The organism is Methylocystis sp. B8, from assembly GCF_005771425.1.
Taxonomy (GTDB): domain Bacteria; phylum Pseudomonadota; class Alphaproteobacteria; order Rhizobiales; family Beijerinckiaceae; genus Methylocystis.
This window is the reverse complement of record NZ_VBTZ01000003.1, coordinates 327,706-354,035: the sequence shown is the minus strand read 5'-3', so window position 1 is coordinate 354,035 and position 26,330 is coordinate 327,706. Positions and strand designations below refer to the sequence as shown.

Sequence of the window (26,330 nt, the reverse complement as noted above, 5' to 3'; positions counted from 1 at the left end):
GAGCCGTGAATCTGGCCGGGCGGCGTGCGCGCTGCTCTCCTGATCACTGTATTTAACTTCCAGCGAATTCGGCGAGGTCGCGCGGCAATCTTCGCGCAAGTGGGAGCCGGTCCTCTGGCGTTTCGTATCGCGTTTTGCTGGCGCTAAGGTCAGGACAAAGATGCGAACACCTCTGTTATTGAAATACAGATGTAATTTTTGGCGCGCGAAACGGGATATTCGCCGGCTGGCGCGGATTGAAAGCAGAAGCGATCTTCCCTGCGGCCGCTACCCAATGCAGGAGGACATAAGGTCCAGGGGACGGCGGCGGCGCCGTAATAAACTCAAGATGAATCCCAACAGGCCCTGATTAGAAGCACGCGATCTTCTCGTTTTCCGGATGTTCGGCCGGCGCCAAATCCTGACGTCGCCTGTGGCGCGCGAGTCCCGCGCCGGGCCGGCGCCACATGATCCATGTCAGCGGCGCGCCGGGAAAACACTCGAAGCCGTCTGCCATGAGTTCGCAGCCCATGCGGCGATAGAAACTCATCGTGCGCTCGTTTTGCGTTTCGAGATAAATCGACCAGTCATTGTTGTCGGCTTCCTGCATCAGCGCGCGCGCGAGCCGCACGCCGACGCGTTCTCCCGCCCGTCCGGCGAGCCAGCAGGCCTGCGCATGCGGCTCTTTGGGGCGGCGCAGCTCGAAGGCCTGCTGCGCGCGTCGCAGTTCGAGCAGGCCGCGCGGACTCGTCGCGGCGATGGCGAGGAACCGCGGAAGCTGCCTTAAAATGCGCGAAAGAGTCATCGGATAGGCGCCGGGCGGGTACCACAGAAGCGCGCCGACAATGGCCGCGTCGCAGGAGGCGATATGGAGGCCGCCGAAACGCGCAGTGTCCTCGACAAGCGCGTCGAACAGCGTCCGTAATACGGACTCGCGCGTCGGCTCGCTGGGAAAGGCGGTCACGAACAGCGGGCCGTCGTGGAAAGCGTCGACGAGGAGGGCCGCTGTTTCGTCAAGCGCCGCGCGGCAGGATGCGTCGACGCGCTGAACTTCAATCGCCTGCGACATTAAGCCCCCACGCACATCAATTCAGGCGCCAAGCGAGTTCTTGACAGCATCCTGCTTCCTTCACCAGCGGCGAACAGTGACGCCAACTTGCGATAACCTATTTCGTTCTCTTGTCCTTTCCAAGATGACGCGCGGCGGGTTGCGGGCCGGGCTTTTTTGTTGCCGCCGAGATGGCGGCTCCGGTCGAGAAGAATGAGGGGCGCGTATCCTTTCACCTTCAAAACTTTCGCCATTCGCGCTTTCAAAATTTCCCACCTCGCAAATGGGGGCATGCGGACTGCGTCACGTCATTCGTCGTCCCGCAAAGGAAGCGATACAATAATTCGCGTGCCGCCGGACTCCGGACTTTCGATCCGCTGCTCGCCGCCCAGCGCGCGCACGCGTTCATTCATGCCGAGCAGTCCCATGCCTGGCGCAAAGCGCTCTGAAATGCCGACGCCGTTGTCCTCGATGGTGACTTTTAGTTGCGGCGCGTCGCCATCCTGTTCATGGGAAGACGCCTCCAAGCCGAATTCTAAAGTGACCGCGCCCCTATTCGCGCCGGAGTGGCGAAAAATATTGGTTACGCCCTCCTGCACGACTCGATAAGCGGCGAGCGCCGTCTCCTCATCGAGCGAAGAAAGATCGTGACGGACGGTGAGTCGTAGATCGACCTCAGGATGGGTGAGCGCCCATGACGCAAAGAGCGCCTTCAGCGCCGGCTCTAGACCGAGTTCTTCGAGGCCTTTCGGCCGCAGCCGGCCAAGCAGGCCTCTGAAAAGCGACTGAAGCGACTCGCTCGCCTTGTCGATCGTTGCGCTCATCTGTCTCAATCGTCCGATGTCTGGCGAGGGATGCGAGACCAGCTCCTGTAGCGCCGCCGACGTGGCGCGTATGGAGAACAGGCAAGGGCCCGCCTCATCATGCAAATCGCGCGCGATTTCCTTGCGTTCGCCTTCCTGCACTTGAATCAACTTATCAACGAGTTCGCGGTTCTCCTGCTTGATGCGGTCGAGCGTTGCGCCAAGCGAATTTAAAGCGGCGGCTATCGATCTGAATTCGCTCGCTCCGCTGAGCGGCAGGCGTACGCCGCTCTTGCCAGTTTCCAATTGCGCCAGCCCGGACTTTAGCGCGTCGAAGGGCGCAAGCGATTGGCGCAGGAACAGGAGAACGATCGTCAGGAAAACGAGCATGACTGCGAGGCTAATGGCCGCAAGCCACACCATATCCGACCAGATCTCTCCGAGTTCGTCGAATGGATTCGAGATCAACAAAATGTTGCTATAAGCGCGTCCACCGACGATTACGGGGATTGTCATCACGTTTGGCGACGCGCCAACCAGCTTCGCAAACCATTCCGGAACATCTCGATCGGAATGACGGATTTTTTCCAGCCAATCCGCCGGCGGCGTTGCATTCGCGGCGAGGATCTCAACATCTGCATGGCGAAGGTTGCCGAGCGACGCATAGAGGCGTTGCAACGCCGGCGCCGGATCTTCATTTTCGGGAAGATTTGCTATCGTCGCCAAGACAACTTCCCGCATCAATCTGAGATTGCTTCCCGCTTCCGCGCGCACGCGCGGTCCGGCGTGAAGGAGCTGTATTGCAAGATTGCTCAGCAACGTCGCGCCAAGCACGACGCCGATCAACCAGCCGAGTCTGGCCTTGAGTGAAAAACCGCGCATGATGAGCGCCCTCGTCCGCGTCCCACGCTTTGCCGTTGACGTACGCCGACAGTCGATTGACAAGACTGCCGGTACCCACAACATAAGTTCTGGCTCTCAAACAAGCGAAAAAAGGATGCGCGTTCTCATCGTCGACGACCACCCCATGGTGATCGAGGGCTGCCGCGGCATGCTTTCGGGACAAAAAGACATCGAAGTGCTGGAGGCGCATAACGCCGACGACGCGCTTGACGCCTATGCCTCTGCGCCGCCGGACATTGTGGTGCTCGACATCAACCTGCCCGGCGTCTCCGGCTTCGAATTGCTGCGGCGGATTTTGAAGCGGGACGTGAACGCCAAAATCATCGTCTTCACCATGAACGATGATCCGGTATTTGCGGCGCGCGCCATAGAGGGCGGCGCACGCGGTTATGTCGCAAAGAACGAGGATCCGCGCGTCTTCATCAAGGCGATCCGCGCCGTAGCTGGGGGCGAACGCTATCTCTCCAACACTCTCGCACTAAAGCTCGCATTCGCCGATCAGAGCCACGCCAGCAATCCCCTCGACGCGCTGAACGGCCGCGAAATCGAGATCCTGCGTAATCTCGCCGAGGGCAAGGATATGACCGAGATCGCCCATATTCTGAAGGTCTCTTACAAGACCGTGGCGAATAATTGCATTTTGCTGAAGCGCAAGCTCGGCGCGCGCTCCAAAGCGGACCTTTTGCGCATCGCCGTCGAAAACAAAGTCGCGATGAAGCTTGTTTAGGCGGCTATCTAAATTGCTTTTGCGTCCGATAGCGCGAAGCGAGCATCTGCAGCGCCAGCTCGCGTTCAACGCCGCTATGGCGCAGATTGTAATAGTGTTGGCAGAGTTCGCCATAGGTCTGCTTTTGTCCCGCCGTCGCCGCGACCTCGACAAGCGATCTGATTAATCGCGCGAAGTCTTCCGCGTGACCGTCCGCCGCAAGCATCTCCCCGACCTGCGCCGTGCGATTGGCAAGCATGCGGTCGGTCTCCAAGAAATGCGCCTGCGCCAAGAGCAGGGCTGCGCGTATCCGCTCGACAACGCGTTCGCCTTCCTCGATCTCCGCGCCGGCTTCACGCCGTGCGAGCCAGAGCGCAGGCTCTGTTCGATCGGTTGGGCGCAGCCATATATCTGCGCCCTTGCGGCTCTCCGGCTCAATCACATCATCCTGTTCGGCGCCGTGCTTCTCTTCGCCGCAAGAGGCGAGGAGCGCGCAGGCGCTTGCAAGAATGATCGCTCTGCGGAAACGCATTTGCTGCCACTATTTCCCTTCCACTTTCTGCTTTAGACCTTGAAGACCATCGTGCAAATAGCTCGACATCGCCGCGCGCGCCGCATCGTCATTGAGGTTTTCCGGCGGCTCATTGCTCGTATCGCCTCGATAGAGACGGCCATACCATTTCACGAGACTCGCTCCGCCCGACGCGGGCGCGATCGTGACGGTGAGCGTATAGGAGCTCACCGGCATCGCATCGAGGTTTGGATCTGACATACGCCACGACATTTTGAAGGCCGCCGGATCATATTCATCGAGCCCTTCCTTCAAAACGCCTCCTTTTTTGAAAGTGACTTCGCGCTCGGCGCCCGGGGCATCTCCGCCCGTGGCCTTTACGCTCTGAACGTCAGGATTCCACTTTGCGAGCCCATCGAATTTTCCAGCAACGGCCCACACGGCTTTGGGATCCGCGGCGATGACGATCGACTCGTCGACCTTGATCGGCGTCGGCCCGTGGGCGAGCGCGGGCGCGCAAATCAGAAGAGCGACAAGCCCCAACAACTTTCTCATTTGGATCTCCCTAGCTGAGGATGATGGATGAAGGGCGCGGTTCGGCGCGCTTGAGCGAAAGCTTGCGCGAGCAAAGGTCCGGCCGCCGCCGAAAAAGTAAAAAGCGCAGCCGCCGCGCCGAAGAACGGAGTTAAGTCAAACGTCGCGTCACGCGGCCGAATGGAGGCTACTGCGGCGTAGTCCTTCCACAATCCCTTTCCGCCTTCGAGATAGGCATAGGAAAGACCGGTCTTCTCTGCGAGCGAACGAAGATAGTCTTCCTTCACCGAAGACAGATGCTCGACGCCGACTGCGGCAGTTGCGCCGAATGGCGCGTTGCGCGCGTTGTAGCCCTCGCGCCGCTCAGCGCCTTCAGGCGGCAATCCGAAGCGGCTCTCATGTGGAACGTCGTCCACGCCGAGGAATCCAATCTCACGTCCTCTGTCATCAAATTTCGGGATTGGCGAAAGATCATAACCGCCGACGCCGACGATGAGCCCGCGCACTTCGCCGGCGCGCCCTTCAAAAGACGGCGCGCCACGCGCCGGGAGCGGCGGCGCCTCCTGTCCGTCGGTGAAGAACAGGAGATCGCTTTTTAAATCACGCGCGATTTCGATAGCGCGGAAAAGGCCAGCCGACACACGACTGTCGCCTTCCCAGGCCATGCGCCAGTCGAGCGCATCAATCGCGGATACGAGCGGAGCGAAATCGGCGCAGACGTCGATCGGCGCAAACAGCAGAAATGTCCTGCGTTCGCTGAAAATTCCCAGACCAACACGCGACGGACAGGGCAATTCGGCGAGCGTCGTGCGAAGCGCCGTCTTTACGGCCTCGAGCCGGCTGACCGGCCGGCCAGACGCCGCATAATCGCGAACGTTCATGCTGCCGGTAATGTCGACGATGGCGACGAAATCGAAAGACGGACGCTGGATCGTAATCTTCGGCGCCAAAAAGGTGGCGACTAGCGACAGCATCGCCAGCGCAAGCAAAATGAGTCGTGGATCGCGCAAATCCGATCGCATCACGGAAGCCCCTTTGGCTTGCCGGGAATATCGGTCCAGAGTTTTTTGGGGTCGGCGCTCAGTTCGTCGCCGCTCTTTCTCTCGAAATCCCGAAAATCCCGGACAAGGCGAGCGGCTACGTCGAGATTGTATTTCGCGTCCCAGTATTCGGGTGCGAGCTGCAAGGCTCGGCGATATTCGCGTTTGGCCAGATTGACAAAAGGATTGGCCGCTTCGAGCTCGGAGCGTTGGATCTGATCCAACGCCTTGCGTAGCAGCGCGTTCGCGAGGAGGTAATGTCCCCGCGCGCGCAATTCGATGCTTCCGCTTCGATCGAGCGCCTCGATCAGGGCGCGCGCTCGATCAATGTCGCTTCGCGCCGAAAGAAAGGCGATGCGGGCGACAAGCGCTTCCGGCCTGGCGTTCACGTCGACGGCGACGTCACGGCCTTGCCGCAGCGACTCAACGGCGTCATTGGCGTCAACCGCACCGCGCCAGTCGATGAGCGATGCGGCTGTCGCCATAGTGAGCGCCAGACAAAGCGCAACCAGAATCGACGATCGCGTTTGGCGCCAAAGCGCGCGCATTTTGTCGCGTCCGACCGCAATCCTCTCAGCGATAGGCATCATCGCCCGCGGTCTCCGAAGCCGAGTTGAACCTCGCCGAGTTTCGCGACGACAAGGAGGCCCACGGCGGCAAGCGCCAGCGCGAAAACCGACGCACTCAAATCTGTGCGCGGCGATTTTTCGACGTAGCGAACGGGATGACGTTCTAGCTTGTCGATCTGCTTTAACGCCTCCTCAGTCTCTTCGGCGCTTTCCACCTCAAAGGCGCGGTAAGGGACGCCGAGCGATTTGAAGAAGAGATCGAGATGGCGTTCTGGCGCGGCCTGCGGCGACTCGTCCTCGCCCGCCGGTTGATCGGAGATGGCTCTACTGCCCTCAGTGCGCAGAAACAACCAGTAGAGGCTGACGTTTGTCTTGCGGAACTCAGCCTTAAGGTCATCGCGCTGTTTCGGATCGATGACGCCGGCGCCGTCGGAAATGAGCAAAATTGCGCGCGACAGATCGGCCTCGCTCGTCTTGAACATCGACAAGGCCATCGCCAGACCCCGCGCAATATTCGTATAGTCGAGACCGGGACGGTCGATCGCGTCGATAGCGGCCTCAGTAGCGTCGATATGATCAGAGATCGGCGTCACCAGCATCGGCGCCGTCGAAAATGCCGCGACCCCGACGAGATCGTGACGACGCGCTTCAACGAAGCGCTTGAGAATGCGTTTCGCCGCCGCCGCTTTCGATTCTTCTCCTCCGGACGGCGTTCGGCCCGCGAAGGTTTCGTTCATGCTGCCGCTGCGGTCGATCAGCATGACGATCTCAGCGCCTTCGGCGATACGTTCGACTTCGGTCCCCGCGACATGAAGTCCTGCGGCGCCCAGCAGACTCGCGCCGATCGCAACGGCGCCGCTGAGCTTCACGATATTGCTGGCGAAAGCGGAAAGTCCGTCGACGGGCGCGGACAGGAGCGAGGGTATCGTCGAGTCCCGCAAAACGGACCGCAGAAACGGGAGCAACGCCAGCGGCGCTAGGAACAGCGGCTCAATGTGATCGAAGCCGAAGCCGTTCATCCTGCGCGCTCCCGCTTGGCGAGCGCGCTCACGAATCGCGTGAGCTCATCGGCGCGAAAATCATCACTTGACCTTTCGCCTCCGAAGAAGCGTCGTTTTGACGCTGCGAAAAACCGCTCGAAATCCGCCCGCAGTGGCCCGAATTCAGAACGTCTGCGCAGGAAATCAGGAAGATCTGCGGAAAGTAAAGTTGCGCCATTGACTGCATCAAGCGCGCGATGCACCGACTGGATCGCCGCGCCGAAATCGCCATCGCCAGACTCAATGCGCCGCGCGGAAAGTTCGTTCGCGAGCGCCGAGAAGACGCGCACTTTGCGCCGTTGAAAGGGAGGCCAGGCGCGATCGCGCGCAACGAGAGCGAGCGCCAGCAGGGCGGCGGCGCCCGCGCCGATCGCGAGATTGCGCGGCGTGGTCTCGTTGACAAAAACCGCCGAACCGTCCGGCCTCATATAATCGGTCGCCTCCTCCTGCTTCTGCGGCGTAATCTCACGCAAGGGAGAGACGCCTACGCGCCAAGCCGGAACTTTGACGGTCTCTGCGCCCGCGGCGGTCGAAATGGCGAGATCGAAGCTAGGAATCTCGATTTCGCGCACATCAAGTGCGACGTAAAAATTTTGATAAGTGAGATCGAGACGCCACAGGCGCGCGCCATGTTCGACCGTCTCACGAAGTTTGACGTCCCGCAGCTCAAGCGAGCCGGTAAGCGGACCTGGATTTGGCAAGGAGGCGCGCGAGAGTAAGGCCTCTGGAGGCGCCGAAACGTCGATGCGCGCATGAATGAGATCGCCGACGAAATAGCCGAACGGGCGCGCCAAGTGGATGCGAACCGTCACGTCCTGTGCGGAGGCGGAAAACGCTGTGTAAAGCGCGAAAGCGAGACATGCAATGCACATCGCGCGCCTCACGCCGCCGTCAGACGAATGCTGAGATCGATAGGGTCGAAACTGTCCTTGACATAGATCGGCGCACGACCGCGTAGCGACGAGAGACGAGCGAGACTTCGCCGACGCGCCTGCTCGGCTTCGATCCAACGCCGCTGGAGCGCGGGCCTCATCAACAGGAGTTCACGGCGGCCGCTCTCGCTGTCACGCAGCTCCATCAAGCCCCATTTCGGGGGCGCCGTCTCAACCGAGTCGATCAGAACGAGCGGCGCGACATCATGCAGCGCAAGCGCATCGAAGGCTTGCTCGATCAGTGACTCGGGCCATCGAACGTCGGAGATGAGAAATACCAGCTTGCGCGTGGCGCCGAGAGCCGCTGCGGCGCCGAGAACGCCTTTAGCGCTCGATCCGCGCGGCGTTTCAAGGGCCAGCCTTTCGACGGCGCCGAGCGCGGCCTTTCTCGAACGCGTGGCGGGAAGCGTGGCTCGATCAATCAAGTTGCGCTCGAAAGCGAACAGGCCAAAGCGATCGCCGACTCGCGTCGTTGAATAGGCAAGCGCAGCGCAAAGGTCCACAGCGACCCGAAACCTATCCACCGCGCCAACGAAGCCCATGGAGGCTGAGAGGTCGACGAGCGCGTAAACGTCGATCGCGGCTCTTTGCTCGAAGCGGCGCACATAGGTTCCGCCAAACGGATCACGCAAGGTCGCACGAACGTCGATGCGACGTGCGTCGGGATAGCGTATGAAAGGCGCCTGGTCGCGAAAGACTCCGAAGCCGCCGACTTCGCTCGACGTATGCGCGCCGACGTGATTGGACACGAAACGTCCACGCGGTCGATAAAGAATATCTACAACGCTATTCATGGAACTGGCGTCGCGTCGAAAGCTGCGTGACACAGCCGCTTGACGATGTCGTCGCCGCGCAAAGCATGGATCGGATCGACAAAGATACGGTGGGACATCACCTCGATGAACACGTCACGCACGTCTTCGGGAATTAGATAATCGCGGCCCTCAAGCCAGGCGCGCACGCGCGCGGCACGCACAAGCGCCGCAAGGCCACGCGGGCTCGCGCCGCCCTTGATCAGAGCGCTGAGGTCAATATCGGGCAGAGATACGCCGGCGGAACTGGGCTGGATAAGCGCCTGCCAAAGATTGAGCACATAGCGTTCGAGCGCCTCGCTCGATTTCACATGCGTCTGAATCGCGCGCGCGACTTCAGGCGTCTTCCGGTAATCAAATGAACCAGAGCTCACCCTCTCGATAAGCGTTTCCGTATCATGGAACGCCGGATCGAAGACGAGTCTGCGCCGCGCTTCTTCATCAGTCGGCGCCCTCATAGGGATTTCCATGAAGAATCTGTCGCGAGCGGCGGCCGGCAGTTCAAATGTTTCTTCTCGCTCGACCATGTTCCGGTCGGCGAACACATTAAGATATGGAAAATGATGCACGTGATTGAACGCCGACACGCTTCGCTCGGCCATGAGCCGCAGCAACAGCGAGTGAACCTGCGGGCGCGCGCGATTGATCTCGTTGAAAAAGAACACGGGCAGCGTTTCCGCCAACCTCAGCAGCTCGGATGGATCGACGCGCGGGCGACCGTCTTCGCCAATGTAGGTATGATAGAGAATGTCGCTCGGCATCATGTCGACCGTGCCTTCGACACGAGCGAAATCGCCGCCAAGCGCGCGCGACACTGAACGCAACAACGTCGTCTTGCCGACGCCGACATCGCCTTCGATCAACACATGGCCGCGGGCGAAGATACAGATCGTCACAAGCCTGATGACGCGCGCTTGCCCGACGACCGCCTTTTGAATTTCTTGCTCGAATTCAAGGGCGCGTTCGCGCCAATCGGAAAGCTTCTGGACGACGTGCAGCGTATCGTTCAAGGCCTGACCTTAGCCGCGGAAAGGAAAAGGCGGCCACGATCTCGGGAATGGAGCCGTTGCGCTGTTGTCGAATACGCTGGCTCCAGATCGTGGCCGCTAGATTCATCGCGCCCTCGCGATGAAACTTATTGAGCGATCTTGCTCACGTCATATTCCCACTTGCCGGTCTTTTTGAAGCTCTCGACCCGCTTCTTATTGCGCTCTTCCATGCCCTGGATCGACGCTTGCTGCTTGGCGAGCTCCTTCGGATCGTGCTTGGGATCATATTTCGAGCCCTCAACCTTGTCGGGGAAACCGGGCTTCGGCTCCCAGCAGTTTCCAGGCGCTTTGCACTTGGTGCCGTCATAGGCGAGCGCGCTGCCGGCGCTAAACAAAATGCCGACGGTGAGCGCCGCGGCGAAATGCATCTTACGCATCCCAGTTTCCTCCATTTACGAGGCTTGCGCCCCTTGTTTTCGCCCCCGGCGACGGCGGCGCGGAACTTATTTCGCCTGACACTTCCCTGGCGGGTTGTCCGGCAGCGTCTCGTGGCCAGCGTACGGTTTGAAGGCCTTGCGCTGGTCGTCCGTCAGCCAACTTGCCTTTTCAGGCGCTTCCTTGAAGAGATGCCGGATCCAGGCCATCACCTTGAGCATCTCGTCGAGCGTCAGGTTCTGGTACTGTGGTCCCATCGATGCCTGCGCGCCGCCATAGATCGTCGAGAACAAACCTTCGTCGGTTTCGTTTTGCGGATAGGTCCAATAGGCGTCATTGAGACCGGGACCGATTTTTCCCTCTGCAATATGACCGTGACAGCCGGAGCAGGCGGAAAGGAAGATTTGCTCGCCTTGTTTGAGGCAGCTCGCATCCTCGTTATAGGGATTCTTGCCGGTCTCCATGAACTGCTTGACGCCCGCAGTGTCCTTTCCTTCAGGCAGCGCATCGTCGAACTTGAGCACTTCGCCGGTGATGGTGTTGCGGAACGTAATCCCTGCGGTCTGCGCGATGGCGCCGAGCGCAACGAGAGATGCCGCGGCGCCCATCAGGGACAGGGAAAGTCTTCTTTTGCTTTTCAACACTTAATTCTCGTCCTGTTTTCGTTGGTGCGCCGCGCATCTATTGGGTGATGGGAAGAAGGGGAACGCCTTCCGCCTTAAGGATTTCGTCGATCTTCGGCCGCGCCGCGATAAGCGCCTGATCGATTTCGGCGAGCAGCGCTTTGTCGTCGCGCCGAACGCCGACCGATTGGTCGAAACGCTGCGTGACTTTTTCGCCGTTGCTTTTCGCCGCGTCGTCTTCGATCAAACTCATACGCAGAGACGTGGTCGACGATTTGACGTAGCGGGCGACGTCGGGCGCGAAGCCGACCGCGATGTCGGCTGCGCCGCTGACCACCTCGCCGACCATGCGGGCTGGGTCAATCTGCGTGTATTGATTGCGCGGCGATTTGAAGTTCACCAGCGAATAGAGATAGGTCATGTTGTCTTCATACTGGCCCATGTCTTTGAGCAGCGTTTCGCCGGGAGAACCGAATGCGACGACGATGTGGCCGAGTTTTTTTAGCCGAGCGTCCGACCAGGATTTGACGTCGAGGTCGCGATCGGCGCGGCTCACGAAGACATAGCCGGTGCGATAATAGGGCTTTGACGTCGCGACGCGTGGATCGCCCGTGTCGAGGCCGATGATCGCGTCGCAGAGCTTCTTGTCCAGAGAATCGCGCACGAGATAGATCGCTGGCCGCTGCGACCATACGAACTGCGCCTTGCGCTTCATGGCGTCCGCCAGCGCCACGCCAATCTTGTTCTCCAGTCCGGAGCCGTCTTCCATCGACAGCGGCGGCTGATTCTTCGCCGCGCAGATGCGCAGCGCATTGGGATCGGCCGGCGGCGCCTGCTCCACTGCTGACGAAGGCGCGTTATTCGACACGGCGTCGCCGGAGCCGCCAAATGAAGCGCCTTTCGCGCCGATGCTCGCGAGAGCGATGAAGAGCGCGCTGCCGAAAGACAAGCGAGTGATACGCGACATGGCTTTTTTCCGTAATCATTTCGGTCGCTTGCTCGGACGCTCGGGGGCGCGCGTCCGAGCAGGCGTCTCGCAGCCGCTTGCGGCTGGAGAGATCGATGGAGCGACGGGCGATTAGTTCGCCTTGTATTCGCCCACGCTCAGATCGTCGTAGGGGCTCTTGCCGTCGAGCGAGAACACCATCACGCCGCCGCCCATCTGGGTGTAGTTGGCGAGCTGCTTGAACGCGCCGACCGCGCCGAGACCGGCCGTCGGATCCTGCAGGTCGAACACGAGACCAACTCCCGGCCAACCGCCGACGCCATACATGATGGCGACATATTCGACGCCCTTGTGCTGATAGACGATCGGATGGCCGATGACGCCCGACGGAAGCTTGAACTTCCACAGCAGTTCGCCGGTGTCGCTGTGACGGGCCTTGATGAAGCCGTCGAGCGTTCCGTAGAAGACGACGTTGCCGGCGGTGGCGGCGGTGCCGCCCCAAACGGCGAAGCGCTCCATCTTCTCCCATTTGAACTTGCCGGTGATGGCGTTGTAGGCCTTGATCTGGCCGAGGCCTTCACCCTTCTGGCGATCGCCCTTGGGACCCGGATACATGTTCAGCGTCGCGCCGACGAAGAACTGACCGGCGCGATAGGGAAGCAGGAAGGGCTCCCAGTCCATGCAGATGTGATTCACGCCGAGGAAGAACAGCTCCTTCGTCGGGTCATAGGAGTCGAGACCCTGGTTGTGATAGCCCATCGCCGACGGGCAAACGTCCTTGGCGAGATGGTCCATGCGCGTGCCATATTCCGGATCGCGCACCGGCAGGCCGCTCTTCAGATCGACCTTCTTGAATACATTGACCGTGTCGTCGATCTTGTCGGCGGAGATCAGCGTGCCGTCGGTGCGATCGAGCGTGTAGACGATACCGTTGCGGTCCGGATGGGTTAAGAGCTTGCGCGCCTTGCCGTCCTTGTCCTTCTGCTCGCTGAGCATCATGAAGTTGATGCCGGCGTAGTCCCATTCGTCGTGCGGCGTCTTCTGATAGCCGAACTTCGCCTCGCCGGTGTTGAGATCGCGGCCCCAAATGGTCATCGTCCACTTATTGTCGCCGGGCCGCATCGTCTCGTTCCACGGCGCCGGATTGCCGCTGCCGTAGTAGACAAGGTTGGTGCCCGGATCGTAAGCGAACCAGCCCCAATTGGTGCCGCCTCCGATCTTCCAGGCGTCGCCTTCCCAAGTCGCCGTGCCGAGGCCCTTCTGGCCGTAATGCGGATTGGCCTTGTTGAAGTCGTCGCCGATCAGCACATCCGAATCCGGACCGGTCGCATAGGCGCGCCACTTCTGTTCGCCAGTGCGCACGTCATAGGCGGTCATATAGCCGCGAACGCCGAGCTCGGCGCCCGAGCTGCCGATGAGCACAATGTCCTTATAGACATGCGGCGCGACGGTCAGCGTCGAGCCGACCTTGAAATCGGAGTTTTCGATCTTCCAATATTCCTCGCCAGTGTCGGCGTTCAGCGCGACGACATGGCCATCAAGCAGCGTCTTCACGATGAGCGAGGGCGTCTTGCCGTCGCCGGGCCAGTATGCAAGACCGCGGTTGACGATGTCGCAGCACGCGACGGCGCGCGCCGCGGCGTTTTGCTTGGGCTTATGCTGCCAGAGAATGCGGGTCGGATCGTCGAGGTTGAGCGCGAAAGTATTGTTGGGGAATGACGTGTGAACATACATTTTGCCGTCGATGACGATCGGCGACCCTTCGTGACCGCTCAACAGACCGGTCGAGAACGACCAGGCTACCTTCAAATTCTTTACGTTGTCGGCGTTGACCTGGTTCAGCGTGCTGTAGTGGTTGGAGCTGTAGTTCTTGCCCTGCATTGCCCAGTTGTTTTCGCTCTTCGTCAGAGCTTCGAGCTTATCTTCGGCGACCGCGGCGGACATCGTCACGACCGGCGCCGCGAGCAGCACGGACAACAGGGACACGGAATTCAGCAGTTTCCTCATGGACGAGTCCTCCTGCAACGTCGCCCGGACGCCTTCATGGCTTCTTGGACGGCGACATCGCCTCGCAGATAGACGGCTTAAAATGCAGCCGTCATGGTTTATTTGATGGTCGCTTATTCCCGCTGCGCGTCGGCGCGCAAATTCGAGAGACGATCCGCCGGCATATAAATTTAAGCGCAAGGCCGAGTCTTCACGATTTATCGGTAATGTGTCTCGGGAAAGATTGGCATGTTTACTCCCGATTATTCCCGGCGCAGCGAATGCTTGACGTGGAGTTTCTGGCGGATTTTGTTGAGAGCCCGTCTCTGCCCCATCTAGAATCGAATGTTGAAAGCTCTTGCGCCAAGGAATTCATCTACGTCTGGTCGTTACGCAAAGCCTCGGCTCAGCCTGAGCTCGTCAGGCGTTCATTGCGCCATGGTCCTGGTAGCGTTGATGCTCATCGGCGCGTCATTTGCCCGCATTGGCGCACAAACCGCCCATGCAGCGCTTTACGCTGACGATAGGCGGCGAGCGATGACGGAAGCGGACATGAATCGCTTCGCCGGCGCCGGCGTACTCATGTGCTACTCCGATTACGGCACGCTGGAGCGCGCGGCGGCGGCCTGGCTGGTCGGTTCGCACGATCTTGTCGTGATGAATGCGCATAATTTCGTCAACCGAGGATTGGTCCCTACGCATCCGGTGACGAATTGCTTTTTTAGGATTGCGGGCAGTGACTATTATTTCGATGAGGAGAGTTTACGCATCGGCGCTTCCGTCGAATCGAAAGGACTGCATATCACCGACGATTGGGCCTTGGCGCGCCTGCTGCAGCCGACGCCGGAAGCCGTGCGACCTCAGCCCGCGCCAGACGTCAGCGATATCATTACCGGCGCACGACTAAAGGTCGTGATGGTATCGCCGGCCGGACATTCAAACACCCGTCTCCCGGCCACAACCGAGTCATGCGACGTTTATCGCGTCGACGAACCGACTGAAGGTCACGTCCGTCGCGTGCGTCACGACTGCAATGACGGCTATGGCGGCTCAGGCTCGGGCCTCTTTACCGAAGATGGTCGGCTGATCGCCATGCATAGCGCTTCGCTCGACATGAATCAGAAGCGGCCCTTCGACATCGAAACGCATTACGGTTCGGCGATGCTGTTCGAAGGCGAACTCGCCGAGGCGATCCGCGACGCAGCCTCAAGACCGCGCTAACTCATTCTTTTGGCGGAATAGTCCGTATCCAAGCGATGAGCGCATCGAGATCATCGCGCGACAATTTCGAGAAATGCGCCTTGGAGAGCGTTGACATCGGCGGCCTGAGCGGGGCGCCGTCACGCGAGACGCCCTCAGTGATCGCCCGCTTCAGCTCATCGTCTGACCAGGCGCCGACGCCCTTCACTGCATGCGACGTGATGTTCGAGGCGACGACGACGCCGGCGGCGTTACGAAAAATTTTGCCGCCCGAGCCAAGGCGATCGCGGTAATCGGGCGCGCCGTCAATTTCCTCGGCGTGACATGACATGCAGCGGGCGAGCGATGCGACATAGAGGCCGCGCGTATTTTTGTCTGCGAGCGATGCGTCGTCAAATGCCGTCGCCGCGCCGGGCATCGGATGCGGCGCCCATTCGCCGTTTCGTCGCTGTGGCGTCTGAAGCGGCGCGCGGATCGGCCTTGCCGAACGCAGAAAGGCGATGATCGCATCAAGATCGCTCGCGGTCAGCGGCTTATACGAGTCCGACGGCATGACAGGCGCAAGCCGGCCTTCCCGGCTGACGCCGTCGACGATAGCAGCGCGCAATTCTTCATCAGTCCATCCGCCAACGCCCGTCTCCCTATCTGGCGAGATGTTTGAACCCCGCACGATATAGGTCTTGTCGGAGAATGTCTGCGCGCCGCCGGAAAAGCGATTGGCGAGATCGTAACCCGAGACTCCGCGCGGCGTATGACAATTGTCACAGGCCGTCAGCGCTTCAACGAGATAACGGCCGCGCTCGACATCGCCCGCATAGGCTGAAGCGCCGATCAACCAGGATGCAAACAATGCGATTGGCCTAGCGAGCGTCGATCGTAAGCGATTGGAGTCCATGATGGCGATACGTCGTTGATAGTGGAGTGCTCTTAATGCAGCTCTCTCTTCGCGTCTCGCGGAGAAATTCCTGACAAAATCAGGAATAAGCGACAATCAGCGCCGCGTGAACTATCGGCCGACAGAGAGGTTCGAGCCGTCGAGCACAGCATAGTCGAAACGCGCGCCAGTCACGACCGCGCCGGTGAATGTCGCGTCCGTTAGAACCGCATGCGTGAGATTGGCTCGCGTAAGGTTGGCGCCATCGAAATTGGCCTCGGGCAGTTCCGCGCGCACCGGAACCATGCCTTGATTGGCAGGATCGGCGCCGAGATCGGCTCCGATCAGCTTCGCGTTGCGAAAATTCACGCGCTTTCCGCCGCCGATGATCCGCGCATCTGAAAGGTCGGCCGCCGCGAAATTCGCGCCGTCGAGAAGCGCAGCATAGAGCGTCGCGGCCTTCATCTGGGAGCCCGAGAAGTCTGCGTTCTGTAAATCGGCGCGCGTGAAGTTGGCCCCCGAAAGATCGGCCTTCCCAAGCTTTGCGCCCACAAGCTTGGCTGAGAGGAAGTCTGCGCCGTGCAGGTCGAGGCCAGAAAGATCCACGCCTGAGAGATCTAGATTTGCGAGGTCGATCGGCTTGCCATGCGTCTCAGCAAGTTTTTGTTCGAGCTGCGCGCGTGACAGTTCGCCGGCGAAGACGACGCGAGCGGGCGCCGCGACGAATAGAAGCGCCCCAACGATGAAGGCAAAGCGGCTGATCGGGCGTCGTTTCAGCAATTTCATCACCGAACCTCTTCGCATTTCAGCGCTCAAGGGTATGTTCGACAGAATGTGGGACGCAACAGGACAAACTCTTGCGTGGACTGGGAAGCTGTGGAAGTCCGTAACGGCGTTGATGGTCCGTCGTGGATCGCTGCGCCCTTCCACGATAATGAATCTGAAATGAAACGCTCGCGACTCACACTCTTCCGCCTCGTCTTCGCTCTCTCGCTATTCGCGCGCGCAGGTGCGCCTGCAATAGCGGCGGAAGATGAACTTCCAAAACGCCGTCCCGGCTTGTGGCGCATTTCGACGATCTCGCCGGAAGTCGGCTTGCAGACCAATGACGTTTGCATCGAAGAAGGCGACAGCATCATCAGCGCTCAGGACGAAAGTTGCACGAAGCTGTCCGTTACACGTGCGAACGACCAGATCATCGTCACGATCGAATGCGGTCCGAAGGATTCACGGGAAGTCACCAGCCTGCTGTTCACCGGCGACTTCCAGAACTGGTATCGCGCGCAGTCGAGGATCACGGCGAAGGAAAATCGCTCGGGGTTTACGATCGACGCGAAGTTTCTGTCCGAACGCTGCGCGAGAAAAACGCCTTCGCCGGAAAAGCGCGACTGAAAGCGTCAAGACAACGCGGCGCCGTTTTCAATTTCGGATGACCGCTCAATTGCGATCTTGCGCGCCATCCATCGTTCGCCTGTAGACATTTTATATTGTGGAGACTTTTCTCGGCGACTTGCTAGACGCATTTTTGCGATCGCGCCATTGAGTATGGGAGCGTCCCGGGCAGGCCTTTTGACGTCGCCAGCCGAAAAGCGGGCATCGGGCGACGCCGAAGTACAGGAGCGGGCGCGTGTCCTGCAACAGGAGATCGCGCAGGCAGATGAAAAGCTGCGCCGTCTCTATAAAATGGTCGAGGACGGCGTCACAGACATCGACGAGTCACTGGCGGATCGGCTCGCCGCGCTCAAATCGGAAGGGGACCGCGCCAAGGCCGCATTGGAGCGCATAAAGGTTCAGCTTGCGCCTGAGGTCACGCTGGAGCCGGATCACGTCGAGCGCTTCGGCGCTTTCATGAGGGAGCGGATAACGACCGGCGACACGACGTTCCGGAAGGCCTATCTGCGTTCGATCGTCGACGCGATCGAGGTGGACGACAAGGTCATCCGCATCCACGGCTCGAAGGCCAGCCTGGAACAGGCCGTCATTGCCGGAGAACAAATCGGCAAGGACGTTCGCAGTTTTATACGCAAATGGCGCGCCGGTCGGGATAAAGATGCGAACACATATGTTATTGAAATTGCGATATAAACCCAGACGATGACCTGACGAAGGTTGGCGCTGCGTTTCGCTACTGATACAAATGACTCTCAGGTCACCTCCCGCAGGCTGTGTAGTTGGGTGAAGCATCCAAGTCGTTAAGCGACCGGGCCTTGTCGTTGCGCGACAAAAAAGAAATTGGCTACATTCAAATTGGCGCCGGGATAGCTTCGCTGTCCTGCATAGCCGTCACCAACCCGAAGAGATCATCTCGAAACTCCGGCAGTTCGAGGTGCTAATGATGCAAGGCCACACGATGAGATGCTGCCTTAGCTCAAACGGCGGCGGCTTTCCTCGATTCGCGACTCGGGTGACCGAAAAGAAATTGCTTGGCGTCGCGCTGAACAGCTTCATGAAAAAAATGCGAAAGGGAGGCCGCCGTGTCGTCCTGCGAAGCCGCCGCTGTTGAGCAAAAGTTGGCGGGCGCAACCAATACGAGCCTCACGAAGAAGTGCATCAAGGACGCAACGGAGAAGTCGACCTCTTAGTGACTTCGTAATATGTGGCCGCTTCACCCAACATCTGTCCTGGGAGGAGCTTAATCAGCGAGACGGCTGCAAGGGGCGCACCGTCCCCATGGAGAAGCTCGACGCTCTCGTCGCCAATCATCTCGAGCGCAGGCTGTTGAAGCCGGAGCGTTTGGAATCCATCCTGTCCTCGGTTCTCCACCGCCGCGCGGCGCGCGCGGCACGCCGATCAGAGCACATCGCGGAGCTTCGCAAACGCGCGGCTGAGGCGGACGCAAAGCTGATGCGGCTCTGAGGCGATCGATAACGGCGTCGCCGATCTTGCCGATCCAAGACTCAAGGACCGTGTGTCAGAGCTGACGGCCATCCGTGATCAGCCGCGCATCGATGCTGACCGTGCGGCGGCGGGAACCGAAAGGGCCGGTCCGACGCTCACGCCCCCAAGCTCTGGCCACCTTCGCCCGGCAGGCCAGAAAGCGGATGCGTGACGCCAAAGGTGGCTACCGTCGCGACCATCTGCGCGCACTCGCCCAGCGCGTCGAGGTCGACGAGCGGGAAGTCCGCATCATTGGCCAGAAGAGTGGCTTGCTGCGCGCTCTTGTCCCCGTCAGGCGGGAAAACGGCGGGAATTGGCGTTCCCAGTTTTGTTCCGAAGTGGCGCGCCGCAGTCGATGAAGATGGGCAATATTGCTTCGCCGTGGCGCTATGACGGTGCGCGTTAGAGAGCGCGAAAGTACGCTGTGGCTGGACCTCTTTTCCGAAGCCACTTTCTTTAGGGTCAGCCTGGACTTATGCAGCGCGCCGGAAGGCGCTGAACTGAAAATTCTGCACAGCCTGCCACGGCGTTTCATGCTGATGGCGGCGACTGGCGATCAGCGCGAAGTCGGCGCCCAGAAGGGTTGAAAGGCTTTCGGTGCTGTGCCGCGCTACCGGAAGGCCGCTGCACTTTCCGGGCCATCGAGCGCGAACGTTCCGATAATGACATAGCCGCCTGGCTTGAGTGACCGGCGACAATCGGACGACAGCGCGCGCCGTCGCAAAACGCGCAAAAGCCGAATCTCAAGAGATAGAAGCCATAAGCCACGGCAGCGACTAATGGCTTGAGCGAAAGGAGGCCGAAACCGTAAGACGCGATGAAGGAGAAGGACTTCAAAGAGACCGTATCGCAATCAGCGCAGTCAGAAATGGCGGGACCCCTCATGTCGGAATGGCGCACAAAATGGTGCGCTGGCTCATTTCTATTCTGATCACGGGATGTTCGTCCACGAAGTGAAACAGCGCAAGGTTCACAAAAGAACCACTTTCTGGGTCAAGATCGAGCTTCGTTGCGCATCAAGGCCAACGCAGATCTCGAATTCACCTGCTTCAACCACCCAAGTGAAGTTCTCGGAAAGGTAGCGGAGTTCGCTCGTCGATAGGGTAAGCGTGACCCTCTTGGTCTCTTTCGCGTCGAGCAAAACCTTGCTCCAGTTCTTCAGTTCGAGCGCAGGCCGCGCGACTGTGGCAACGCGGTCGCGCACGAAGAGAAAATCGTGCTTTCAGCGGCGACGTCGCCCTCATTGCGGGCGTCCACGCAAATCCGGACTGCATCTTCCAGCCTGAAGGTTCTGGGCTCCACGCGCAGATTGCTCAAAACGACATGCGCATAGGAAAGGCCGTGATCAAAGGAAAAGAGTGGTTCGCTTGAAAGATCGAGATATCTGCACGTGAAGGGATTGGAAGGATCGAAAGGCCGGCCCGACGGGCGTTCACTGTATGATATCGGGATTTGGCCAACGTCCCGAGACCACGTCACGGCTAGACGCCCGGTAGGATTGAACCGCCCGGTCAAGACGTCTGCGATGGCGGCGCCCGCCATGTGGCCGAGAAACCATGTCGCCAACACGGCTTGCGCATGCTCAACCAGCCATGGCGCGGTCAATGGACGTCCAGAACAAAGAATGGCGACGACTGGCTTCCCAAGCGAGAGAACGCGTTCCGCGAGCTCTCGCTGTCGACCCGGTAGATCAAGCGACACGCGATTCGCAGCCTCGCCGCTCATCCAGGACGCTTCTCCAACACAAAGGATGATCAACTCCGCCTGTTCGCATAACGTGCAAGCCGCACGGATTGCGCCAGAATCGGCACGGTCAATTCCGCCGCCTGATTCATGCAGAATGTCGCAATCGCGAAGCAATGCGCGAAGCCCGTCAAGAATTGTAATGCCCTTGTCGGGGTCGCCAGCCGCCGCCCATGGCCCCAGCATTTCGGAGCGCATCTCTGCGAGTGGCCCGATGACTGCGATCCGTTTCGCTTTTGGCGAAAGAGGTAAAGTACCGTCATTGGTGAGAAGCACGATTGCGCGCCGCGCCGCTTCCAGCGCCAAATTCTCTGCTTCGAATTGTGGGACAGCCGATATCGATACACGTCGATAGGGATCGTCCAACAGGCCAAGCTTCTGTTTGAGTGCGAGAACGCGACGCGCAGAGGCGTCGATGTCGGCAATCGACACCAGTCCGCGCGCCAGCGCCTCCGGCAAACGAAAAAAGGCGCCGCTCACCATATCCATGTCGACGCCGGCTCTAAGAGCGAGCGCCGCTGCCTCGACGACATCAGCGGCGACGCCATGTTCGATCAATTTCGGGATGGCGGTGTAGTCGCTGACAACCACTCCTTCGAAACCGAGTTCACCCCTGACATAGTCGCGCAGCAGCTTTGTCGCGGCCGTCATCGGAATTCCGGCGACGCTGTTGAACGCCGGCATGATCGCGGCGCATCCTGCGGCCACGGCCGCCTCAAAAGGCGGCAGATAAACTTCACGCAAAGTCCGTTCGGAAATATCGACTGGCGCATAGTCGCGGCCGGCCGTGGCCGCCCCGCCGCCGCAAAAGTGTTTGGCAGTGGCGGCTATCGCCATGGCGTTCCCAAGATCGGCGCCCTGAAAGCCCCGGACTTTCGCTTCCGCGAATTTCGTCGCGACGAAGGGATCTTCGCCAGGGCCTTCGGCAATCCGTCCCCAACGGGGATCTCGCGTCACGTCGAGCATAGGCGCGAAGGTAAGATCAATCCCGTCGCCTGAGGCCTCGCCCGCCGCCGCGCGCGCCGTTCGCTCCCACAGACACGGGTCGAAAGCGCAGGCCTCGGCGAGCGGAATAGGAAAAATCGTCTTGTGCCCGTGAAGCACGTCGAGGGCAAAAAACAGCGGAACGCCAAGTCGCGTTTCCTCGACCGCGCACTTCTGCATTTCGGCGATCGCCGCGCGACCCCAGACATTGAACACTCCGCCGACGTTTCCCCCGCGGATGCTCGCCATCACGTCACCGGAGCCTTGAGGCCCGGTCACGGTCTGCCCCGCCGTCACCAGATTGAGCTGGCCGACCTTTTCATCCAGGGTCATTCGCGCAAGAAGCGCTTCTATTCTATCCATCGCGACCCAGTCGCAGCGCTCTCTCATTCGGACCGAATGGCTCAACATCAAAAGCATACCCGATTCTTGGCGCTGCGAACCAAACGCGGCCAAGCGTCGCGTTCCGGCGGCAGCCGGCCGTTCTTTTCGGTGTAGTCGAGTTTATTGTTGTCGCCAGCGCCGCCGCCGCGCATGTTTGGTCAAACACACTTCGACTCGGCGATTTATTGATTTCCACGAGGGCGCTGCCAATGAACGAACAAGAAGAGCGAGAGAAACAGAAAGTCGGCGACGCGACGATCGTGGAGCCAGGACTCATTTCACAGTTCCGTGCGATGGCGCATGTGCTGCTTGTCTCGCCTCAGCGAAGCGCAATTGTCTGGCTGTCTCTCGGATTAGTTGTCGTCGTCGGCGCGACAGCCTATGCGCAGATCGAACTAAACGCCTGGAACCAGCCATTTTACGATGCAATCAACCGCAAGGACCTTTCTGGGGTCGGGCGGCAGCTGGGTGTCTACGGCATCATCGCTGGCGCTCTACTGGTCCTGAACGTCGCCCAAGCCTGGCTGAACCAAATGATGAAGCTGAAGCTTCGCGAAGGACTAACGCGCGATCTTTTCGCCCACTGGCTCGCGCCCAAGCGCGCCTTCATGCTCTCCAGCGCGGGGGAAATAGGCGTCAATCCCGATCAGCGCATTCACGAAGACGCGCGACACTTATCAGAACTGTCGACCGATCTCGGCATCGGCCTGTTTCAGGCGCTGCTGCTTTTCGTCAGTTTCGCGGGCGTGCTCTGGACTCTGTCGGAGAATGTGATCCTTCCGTTCGACGGAAAAGACGTCGTCATTCCCGGTTACATGTTCTGGAGCGCGCTTCTCTACGCGGGAATCGCTTCGCTGATCAGTTGGCGCGTCGGCCGTCCCCTCGTCAGGATCAACGCGGAACGCTACGCACGCGAATCCGATCTTCGCTTCGCGCTTGTCGACGTTAATGAGCACAGCGAAGCCATTGCGGTTTATCGCGGCGAAGCCAGGGAGGAAGCCAAGTTGCAAAGCGAGTTCGAACGGCTCCTCGCAGTCGTGAGAAAGCTCGTCAGCGCGACGACTCGCCTCACTTGGGTCACGGCCGGCTATGGATGGTTCACGATCATTGCGCCAATTCTCGTCGCAACTCCCGCATATTTTGGAGGAAACCTTACTTTCGGCGGATTGCTGATGGCGGCGGGCGCCTTCACGCAGGTCCAACAATCGCTGCGGTGGTTCGTCGACAACGCCGGTCCGATCGCGGACTGGCGAGCGACGCTGACCCGCGTCGCCGCCTTCCGGGAGGCGCTGCTGGATATGGACGGGGTCCAAAGAGGGATCGGACGCATCGCGCTCGAAAGCGGCGCCGAGGAAACGCTGGTCCTCGACAACGTGAAAGTTCTTTCCCCAGCGGGCGCCAGTGTTCTGAGCGAAGCCCATGTCGACATCGCGCCGGGGCAACATGTGCTGATCGCCGGCGCGCCGGGATGTGGGAAGACCAGCCTGTTTCGTGCGTTTGCCGGCGTCTGGCCCTGGGGCGCGGGGCAAATCAGCCTCCCGCTGGGTTCGATCAGCTATGTGCCCAAGCGTCCCTACATTCCCGATGGTTCGCTGCGCGACGCGCTCGGCTACCCCGATCCATCGTCGAAATATTCGAATCAGGAGTTCATTTCGGCGCTTGAGCAGCTTGGTTTGACGCAGCTTGTTCCCTCTCTCGACGTGGTGGCGCGTTGGGATCACGAGCTGACGGCGCCCGAGCAACAGGCGCTCGCCTTCGCAAGGCTCTTTCTTCACAAGCCGCGGTGGGTGATCATCGACGCCGCTCTCGAAACGCTCGCGCCAGAAGCGAGGCGAACATTTATGGCCAATTTCCAAAAGGAACTGCCGGATTCGGCGTTGATCTCGATCAGTGACGTTTCTGCGATGGGCGACTTTTTCCGACGTGTCGTGAACCTCAAGCTGGATGTGTCTGGTCAGCGGCTTGCCCGACCTATCTGATAGCGGCGACGGCGTGGACCAAACAAGGATCGCAGTAGAGCGATCTCTTCTCGGAGTGGCGTGGCATGAGTTCGAGCGCCGATAGTCTCCTTGACTGGATGACGCATCAAAGCGCCTTCTCAGCGAAGGCGATGCTTCGTGCGATTTCCGCAACGCACCTCGTCAAGATTCGCGCGCATCTTGGCCAACAAATCCGTCCTGCGCGCGGCTCGGTTCTCGCGTCTCCCGAAATCGCGGCCTACGATCCCGATCCAGATTATTTTTTCCCTAGCTGCGAGATACGGCGATCGTCATCGACGCGTTGCGCGGTCTCTATGAGGACAGAACGCTCGGCCCTGACGCGCTCGATCGTATTTCCGACTTCATGCAATTCAGCCTCGACCTTTGTCGGCTGGATGGCCGCGTCGTGGCGGAGAGAGGCGATTTTCGCCGAAATGTGAGCGCCGATTTCCTGCGTCATGTTCGTTCGAAAGAGGAACTTCGTCAGGTGACTGGCGACCGCGTGCTTGGCGAAGTGCGTTACAATCCCGACGGAACGCTCGACATATTAGGGTGGGCGCGTCCCCAGAATGACGGTCCGGCGCTGCGCGCGTTGACGGCGCTGCGGGCGTGGCGTCTGGAAGCGTTTCGTCAACGCGCGGATTTAGGCGTCGCCGAACAACTTCTCGAAGTGGACCTCGACTATACCTTCAATCATTGGCGCGACGCCTGTTTCGATCTCTGGGAGGAAATTCGCGGCCATCATTATTATACGCGTCTGCTCCAGCTTGCGGCGCTCGTTGAGGGTGCCGAATGGCTTGAACAGAAAGGAGACGCCGCCAGATCGCGCGCCTTCAGAGCCGCCGCCGATGACATTTCGCGATGCCTTGACGCGCATTTGGATAAGGATGCGAGCTTTTATCGCGCTTTCCTTTCCGATCTCGTCCAGCCCTCGACAATTCCTGACACGCGCCGTCTCGACATCGCCGTCGTACTCGGCGTGATTCATGCCGCGCGTTCCGGCGACCGGCATGGCGTGCTCGACCCTAAGGTGCTCTCGACGCTTCTTCGGCTCGAGCGCCTCTTCATGTCGGAATACAAGATCAATCAGGATCGCGCCGCCGATTGGGGGCCGGCAATGGGCCGCTATTGCGGCGACGTCTATTTCAGCGGCGGCGCCTATTACTTTTCGACGCTCGGCGTCGCGCAGTTTTACTACCTGCTCGCTGAAAGCCTGGCGCGGCTCCCGGCGATTGAGATTTCTCTGGAGCTGCGCGAGATGTTCGCCGGCATGTTCGACGCGATACCAGGGCAAGCGTTCAACACGCCGGGAGGTCGGCGAAAACTCGCGGAAGCAGCGTTGAAGCGCGGCGAAATGTTTATGGCCACTGTCAGAAGATATACGCCGCCGACCGGCGAATTGGCGGAGCAGTTCAGTCGCGACGACGGCGTCCAGACATCAGCGAAAAACCTCGCCTGGAGCTACGCAGCATTTATCACGGCCCATGCTGGTCGAAATGCTGCGTCGCGCGCCATCGACAATTGCCGTTAGGCGCACTGACGCTCTTCATCTCTTGTTTCGTAGCCGCGCGAGGCCGCCCCACAGGCCCCCGAGATCGCCAAGCGATGCGTGAACAATATCGGGAATCGTCGGGTTTTTCCGCCGCAATAGAAGCAGCGCGCTTCGAATTCGGTCAATCGAAACGCCGATCTCCTTCATCATTGAGCCGCCAATAACGAAGCGGTCAGGCGACCAATAGGCCACCGTATTGTGCAATCCGATGGCGACGATCCGCGCCAGCTCGTCCCAAATGGGATGATCCTTCGCCAAACTCTCCGGCGGCGCGCCGAAGCGCTCGCCGATCGAATGTCCGGACACGAGGTCTTCGAGAGTTGGCGCATCGAGAACGGTTCCGAGAATCTGTTCGCCTATCTCGAAATTGAATATTGCGCGGTCAATGACGCCATCGACGATGCGCGCGCCATTGACGCCGGTCGACACCGTCACATAAGCGAGGATCGTAGCGCCTCTGCCGGCACCGACTGTCGCCTCGCCGAGCCCAACCATGGCGGTGTCATTTTCAAGTATTACGGGCGCGCCAAGGACGTGTTGCAGATCGTCGACCAGCGCCGCGCCGTCCCAGCCGGCAAGATTCGGCGCATGCATGAGCGTGCGTCTGTTGCGTGAAATGACCCCCGGCGCCCCGATCGCGAGCGCTTCCACGCGCTCGCCGCCGCCGAGCTCCTGTGCAAGGGCGATGAGTCGGTCGCGTCCGGATCGATAATCGTGGGGCGTAGCGACGATGACGGTTTGGTCCAAGGCTTCAAGGTCGCGGGATCGCGCAACCCGCGTCTTGGTGCCGCCAATATCCACCACGATGAACATGTCACCGTCCAAGTCTATTTGCCGCTACCGCCTAACCTCCACGCACCCGCCTTCGAGGTCGCGTAAGG

26 protein-coding genes and 1 pseudogene are annotated in these 26,330 nt (G+C 60.0%); 7 read left to right on the top strand and 20 right to left on the bottom strand.

Annotated elements, in window-relative coordinates:
* Window positions 1-349 precede the first annotated feature (349 nt).
* Window positions 350-1,048 (bottom strand): hypothetical protein, encoded by a 699-nt coding sequence (locus FEV16_RS08505; RefSeq protein WP_138167188.1) that lies wholly within the window; start codon window positions 1,046-1,048, stop codon window positions 350-352.
* A 287-nt stretch (window positions 1,049-1,335) separates the two neighbouring features.
* Complete coding sequence (locus FEV16_RS08500) at window positions 1,336-2,712, bottom strand: ATP-binding protein (RefSeq protein ID WP_138167187.1); 1,377 nt, start codon at window positions 2,710-2,712, stop codon at window positions 1,336-1,338.
* 115 nt (window positions 2,713-2,827) lie between these two features.
* On the opposite strand from FEV16_RS08500, the gene FEV16_RS08495 reads away from it, so the two are divergent.
* Window positions 2,828-3,460 (top strand): response regulator transcription factor, encoded by a 633-nt coding sequence (locus FEV16_RS08495; protein WP_138167186.1) that lies wholly within the window; start codon window positions 2,828-2,830, stop codon window positions 3,458-3,460.
* A 4-nt stretch (window positions 3,461-3,464) separates the two neighbouring features.
* On the opposite strand, the gene FEV16_RS08490 is transcribed toward FEV16_RS08495, so the two are convergent.
* From FEV16_RS08490 to FEV16_RS08435, 12 genes are all read right to left on the bottom strand, one after another.
* Window positions 3,465-3,971 (bottom strand): hypothetical protein, encoded by a 507-nt coding sequence (locus tag FEV16_RS08490; RefSeq protein WP_138167185.1) that lies wholly within the window; start codon window positions 3,969-3,971, stop codon window positions 3,465-3,467.
* A gap of 9 nt (window positions 3,972-3,980) precedes the next feature.
* The gene (locus FEV16_RS08485) at window positions 3,981-4,505 is read right to left on the bottom strand and encodes an SRPBCC family protein (RefSeq protein WP_138167184.1); all 525 of its coding nucleotides are present in this window, start codon (window positions 4,503-4,505) and stop codon (window positions 3,981-3,983) included.
* The gene (locus FEV16_RS08480) at window positions 4,502-5,506 is read right to left on the bottom strand and encodes a vWA domain-containing protein (RefSeq protein WP_138167183.1); all 1,005 of its coding nucleotides are present in this window, start codon (window positions 5,504-5,506) and stop codon (window positions 4,502-4,504) included. The genes FEV16_RS08485 and FEV16_RS08480 overlap by 4 nt, the downstream gene beginning before the upstream one ends.
* On the bottom strand, window positions 5,506-6,009 hold the full coding sequence (locus FEV16_RS08475) for an MxaK protein (protein WP_246657231.1): 504 nt from the start codon (window positions 6,007-6,009) through the stop codon (window positions 5,506-5,508). The genes FEV16_RS08480 and FEV16_RS08475 overlap by 1 nt, the downstream gene beginning before the upstream one ends.
* A 101-nt stretch (window positions 6,010-6,110) precedes the next feature.
* The gene (locus FEV16_RS08470; RefSeq protein ID WP_138167182.1) at window positions 6,111-7,112 is read right to left on the bottom strand and encodes a vWA domain-containing protein; all 1,002 of its coding nucleotides are present in this window, start codon (window positions 7,110-7,112) and stop codon (window positions 6,111-6,113) included.
* Window positions 7,109-8,005, bottom strand: coding sequence for a nonribosomal peptide synthetase MxaA (locus tag FEV16_RS08465; protein ID WP_138167181.1), 897 nt, complete (start codon window positions 8,003-8,005; stop codon window positions 7,109-7,111). The genes FEV16_RS08470 and FEV16_RS08465 overlap by 4 nt, the downstream gene beginning before the upstream one ends.
* Window positions 8,006-8,013: 8 nt before the next feature.
* Window positions 8,014-8,859 carry a DUF58 domain-containing protein gene (locus FEV16_RS08460; RefSeq protein WP_138167180.1) on the bottom strand — a complete coding sequence of 282 codons (846 nt, stop codon included), beginning with the start codon at window positions 8,857-8,859 and terminating at the stop codon, window positions 8,014-8,016.
* Window positions 8,856-9,887 carry a MoxR family ATPase gene (locus FEV16_RS08455; protein WP_138167179.1) on the bottom strand — a complete coding sequence of 344 codons (1,032 nt, stop codon included), beginning with the start codon at window positions 9,885-9,887 and terminating at the stop codon, window positions 8,856-8,858. Before FEV16_RS08455 ends, FEV16_RS08460 begins: the two co-directional genes overlap by 4 nt.
* 125 nt (window positions 9,888-10,012) lie before the next feature.
* A complete protein-coding gene (locus FEV16_RS08450) occupies window positions 10,013-10,303 on the bottom strand; it encodes a methanol dehydrogenase [cytochrome c] subunit (protein WP_138167178.1) in 291 nt (96 codons plus the stop codon).
* Between the two features lie 66 nt (window positions 10,304-10,369).
* On the bottom strand, window positions 10,370-10,942 hold the full coding sequence (gene moxG, locus FEV16_RS08445; protein WP_138167237.1) for a cytochrome c(L), periplasmic: 573 nt from the start codon (window positions 10,940-10,942) through the stop codon (window positions 10,370-10,372).
* 40 nt (window positions 10,943-10,982) lie between these two features.
* On the bottom strand, window positions 10,983-11,891 hold the full coding sequence (gene moxJ, locus FEV16_RS08440; RefSeq protein WP_138167177.1) for a methanol oxidation system protein MoxJ: 909 nt from the start codon (window positions 11,889-11,891) through the stop codon (window positions 10,983-10,985).
* Window positions 11,892-12,002: 111 nt separating this feature from the next.
* Complete coding sequence (locus FEV16_RS08435; RefSeq protein ID WP_138167176.1) at window positions 12,003-13,877, bottom strand: methanol/ethanol family PQQ-dependent dehydrogenase; 1,875 nt, start codon at window positions 13,875-13,877, stop codon at window positions 12,003-12,005.
* Window positions 13,878-14,294: 417 nt separating this feature from the next.
* Here FEV16_RS08435 and FEV16_RS08430 point away from each other — a divergent pair, with 417 nt between their 5' ends.
* Entirely contained in the window at window positions 14,295-15,077 is a 783-nt protein-coding gene (locus FEV16_RS08430; protein ID WP_138167175.1) for a serine protease, read from the top strand.
* 1 nt (window position 15,078) lies between these two features.
* Here the strand turns inward: FEV16_RS08430 and FEV16_RS08425 are convergent, their stop codons facing one another.
* Both FEV16_RS08425 and FEV16_RS08420 read right to left on the bottom strand, forming a co-directional pair.
* A complete protein-coding gene (locus FEV16_RS08425) occupies window positions 15,079-15,951 on the bottom strand; it encodes a c-type cytochrome (protein WP_138167174.1) in 873 nt (290 codons plus the stop codon).
* Between the two features lie 111 nt (window positions 15,952-16,062).
* On the bottom strand, window positions 16,063-16,716 hold the full coding sequence (locus FEV16_RS08420) for a pentapeptide repeat-containing protein (RefSeq protein ID WP_138167173.1): 654 nt from the start codon (window positions 16,714-16,716) through the stop codon (window positions 16,063-16,065).
* Between the two features lie 159 nt (window positions 16,717-16,875).
* On the opposite strand from FEV16_RS08420, the gene FEV16_RS08415 reads away from it, so the two are divergent.
* From FEV16_RS08415 to FEV16_RS08405, 3 genes are all read left to right on the top strand, one after another.
* Window positions 16,876-17,322: a DUF3617 family protein gene (locus FEV16_RS08415; protein WP_138167172.1), complete on the top strand. Its 447-nt coding sequence runs from the start codon at window positions 16,876-16,878 to the stop codon at window positions 17,320-17,322.
* Between the two features lie 177 nt (window positions 17,323-17,499).
* The gene (locus FEV16_RS08410; protein ID WP_138167171.1) at window positions 17,500-18,015 is read left to right on the top strand and encodes a hypothetical protein; all 516 of its coding nucleotides are present in this window, start codon (window positions 17,500-17,502) and stop codon (window positions 18,013-18,015) included.
* A gap of 585 nt (window positions 18,016-18,600) precedes the next feature.
* Window positions 18,601-18,786 (top strand): hypothetical protein, encoded by a 186-nt coding sequence (locus FEV16_RS08405; protein WP_138167170.1) that lies wholly within the window; start codon window positions 18,601-18,603, stop codon window positions 18,784-18,786.
* A gap of 494 nt (window positions 18,787-19,280) precedes the next feature.
* On the opposite strand, the pseudogene FEV16_RS17240 reads toward FEV16_RS08405, so the two are convergent.
* The 3 genes and pseudogenes from FEV16_RS17240 to FEV16_RS08395 all read right to left on the bottom strand — a co-directional run.
* Window positions 19,281-19,501: pseudogene (locus tag FEV16_RS17240) on the bottom strand (SAM-dependent methyltransferase); the annotation flags it as partial.
* 276 nt (window positions 19,502-19,777) lie between these two features.
* Window positions 19,778-20,011: a fibronectin type III-like domain-contianing protein gene (locus tag FEV16_RS17235; RefSeq protein ID WP_246657230.1), complete on the bottom strand. Its 234-nt coding sequence runs from the start codon at window positions 20,009-20,011 to the stop codon at window positions 19,778-19,780.
* Window positions 19,966-21,867 carry a glycoside hydrolase family 3 N-terminal domain-containing protein gene (locus tag FEV16_RS08395; protein WP_246657229.1) on the bottom strand — a complete coding sequence of 634 codons (1,902 nt, stop codon included), beginning with the start codon at window positions 21,865-21,867 and terminating at the stop codon, window positions 19,966-19,968. Before FEV16_RS08395 ends, FEV16_RS17235 begins: the two co-directional genes overlap by 46 nt.
* Before the next feature lie 260 nt (window positions 21,868-22,127).
* Here FEV16_RS08395 and FEV16_RS08390 point away from each other — a divergent pair, with 260 nt between their 5' ends.
* Together FEV16_RS08390 and FEV16_RS08385 are read left to right on the top strand one after the other, a co-directional pair.
* Window positions 22,128-23,897 (top strand): ABC transporter ATP-binding protein/permease, encoded by a 1,770-nt coding sequence (locus FEV16_RS08390; protein WP_138167169.1) that lies wholly within the window; start codon window positions 22,128-22,130, stop codon window positions 23,895-23,897.
* Between the two features lie 301 nt (window positions 23,898-24,198).
* The gene (locus FEV16_RS08385; protein WP_138167168.1) at window positions 24,199-25,428 is read left to right on the top strand and encodes a glycoside hydrolase family 15 protein; all 1,230 of its coding nucleotides are present in this window, start codon (window positions 24,199-24,201) and stop codon (window positions 25,426-25,428) included.
* Window positions 25,429-25,443: 15 nt separating this feature from the next.
* Here FEV16_RS08385 and FEV16_RS08380 read toward each other — a convergent pair whose 3' ends face one another.
* Window positions 25,444-26,262, bottom strand: coding sequence for an ROK family protein (locus FEV16_RS08380; RefSeq protein WP_138167167.1), 819 nt, complete (start codon window positions 26,260-26,262; stop codon window positions 25,444-25,446).
* Between the last annotated feature and the right edge of the window lie 68 nt (window positions 26,263-26,330).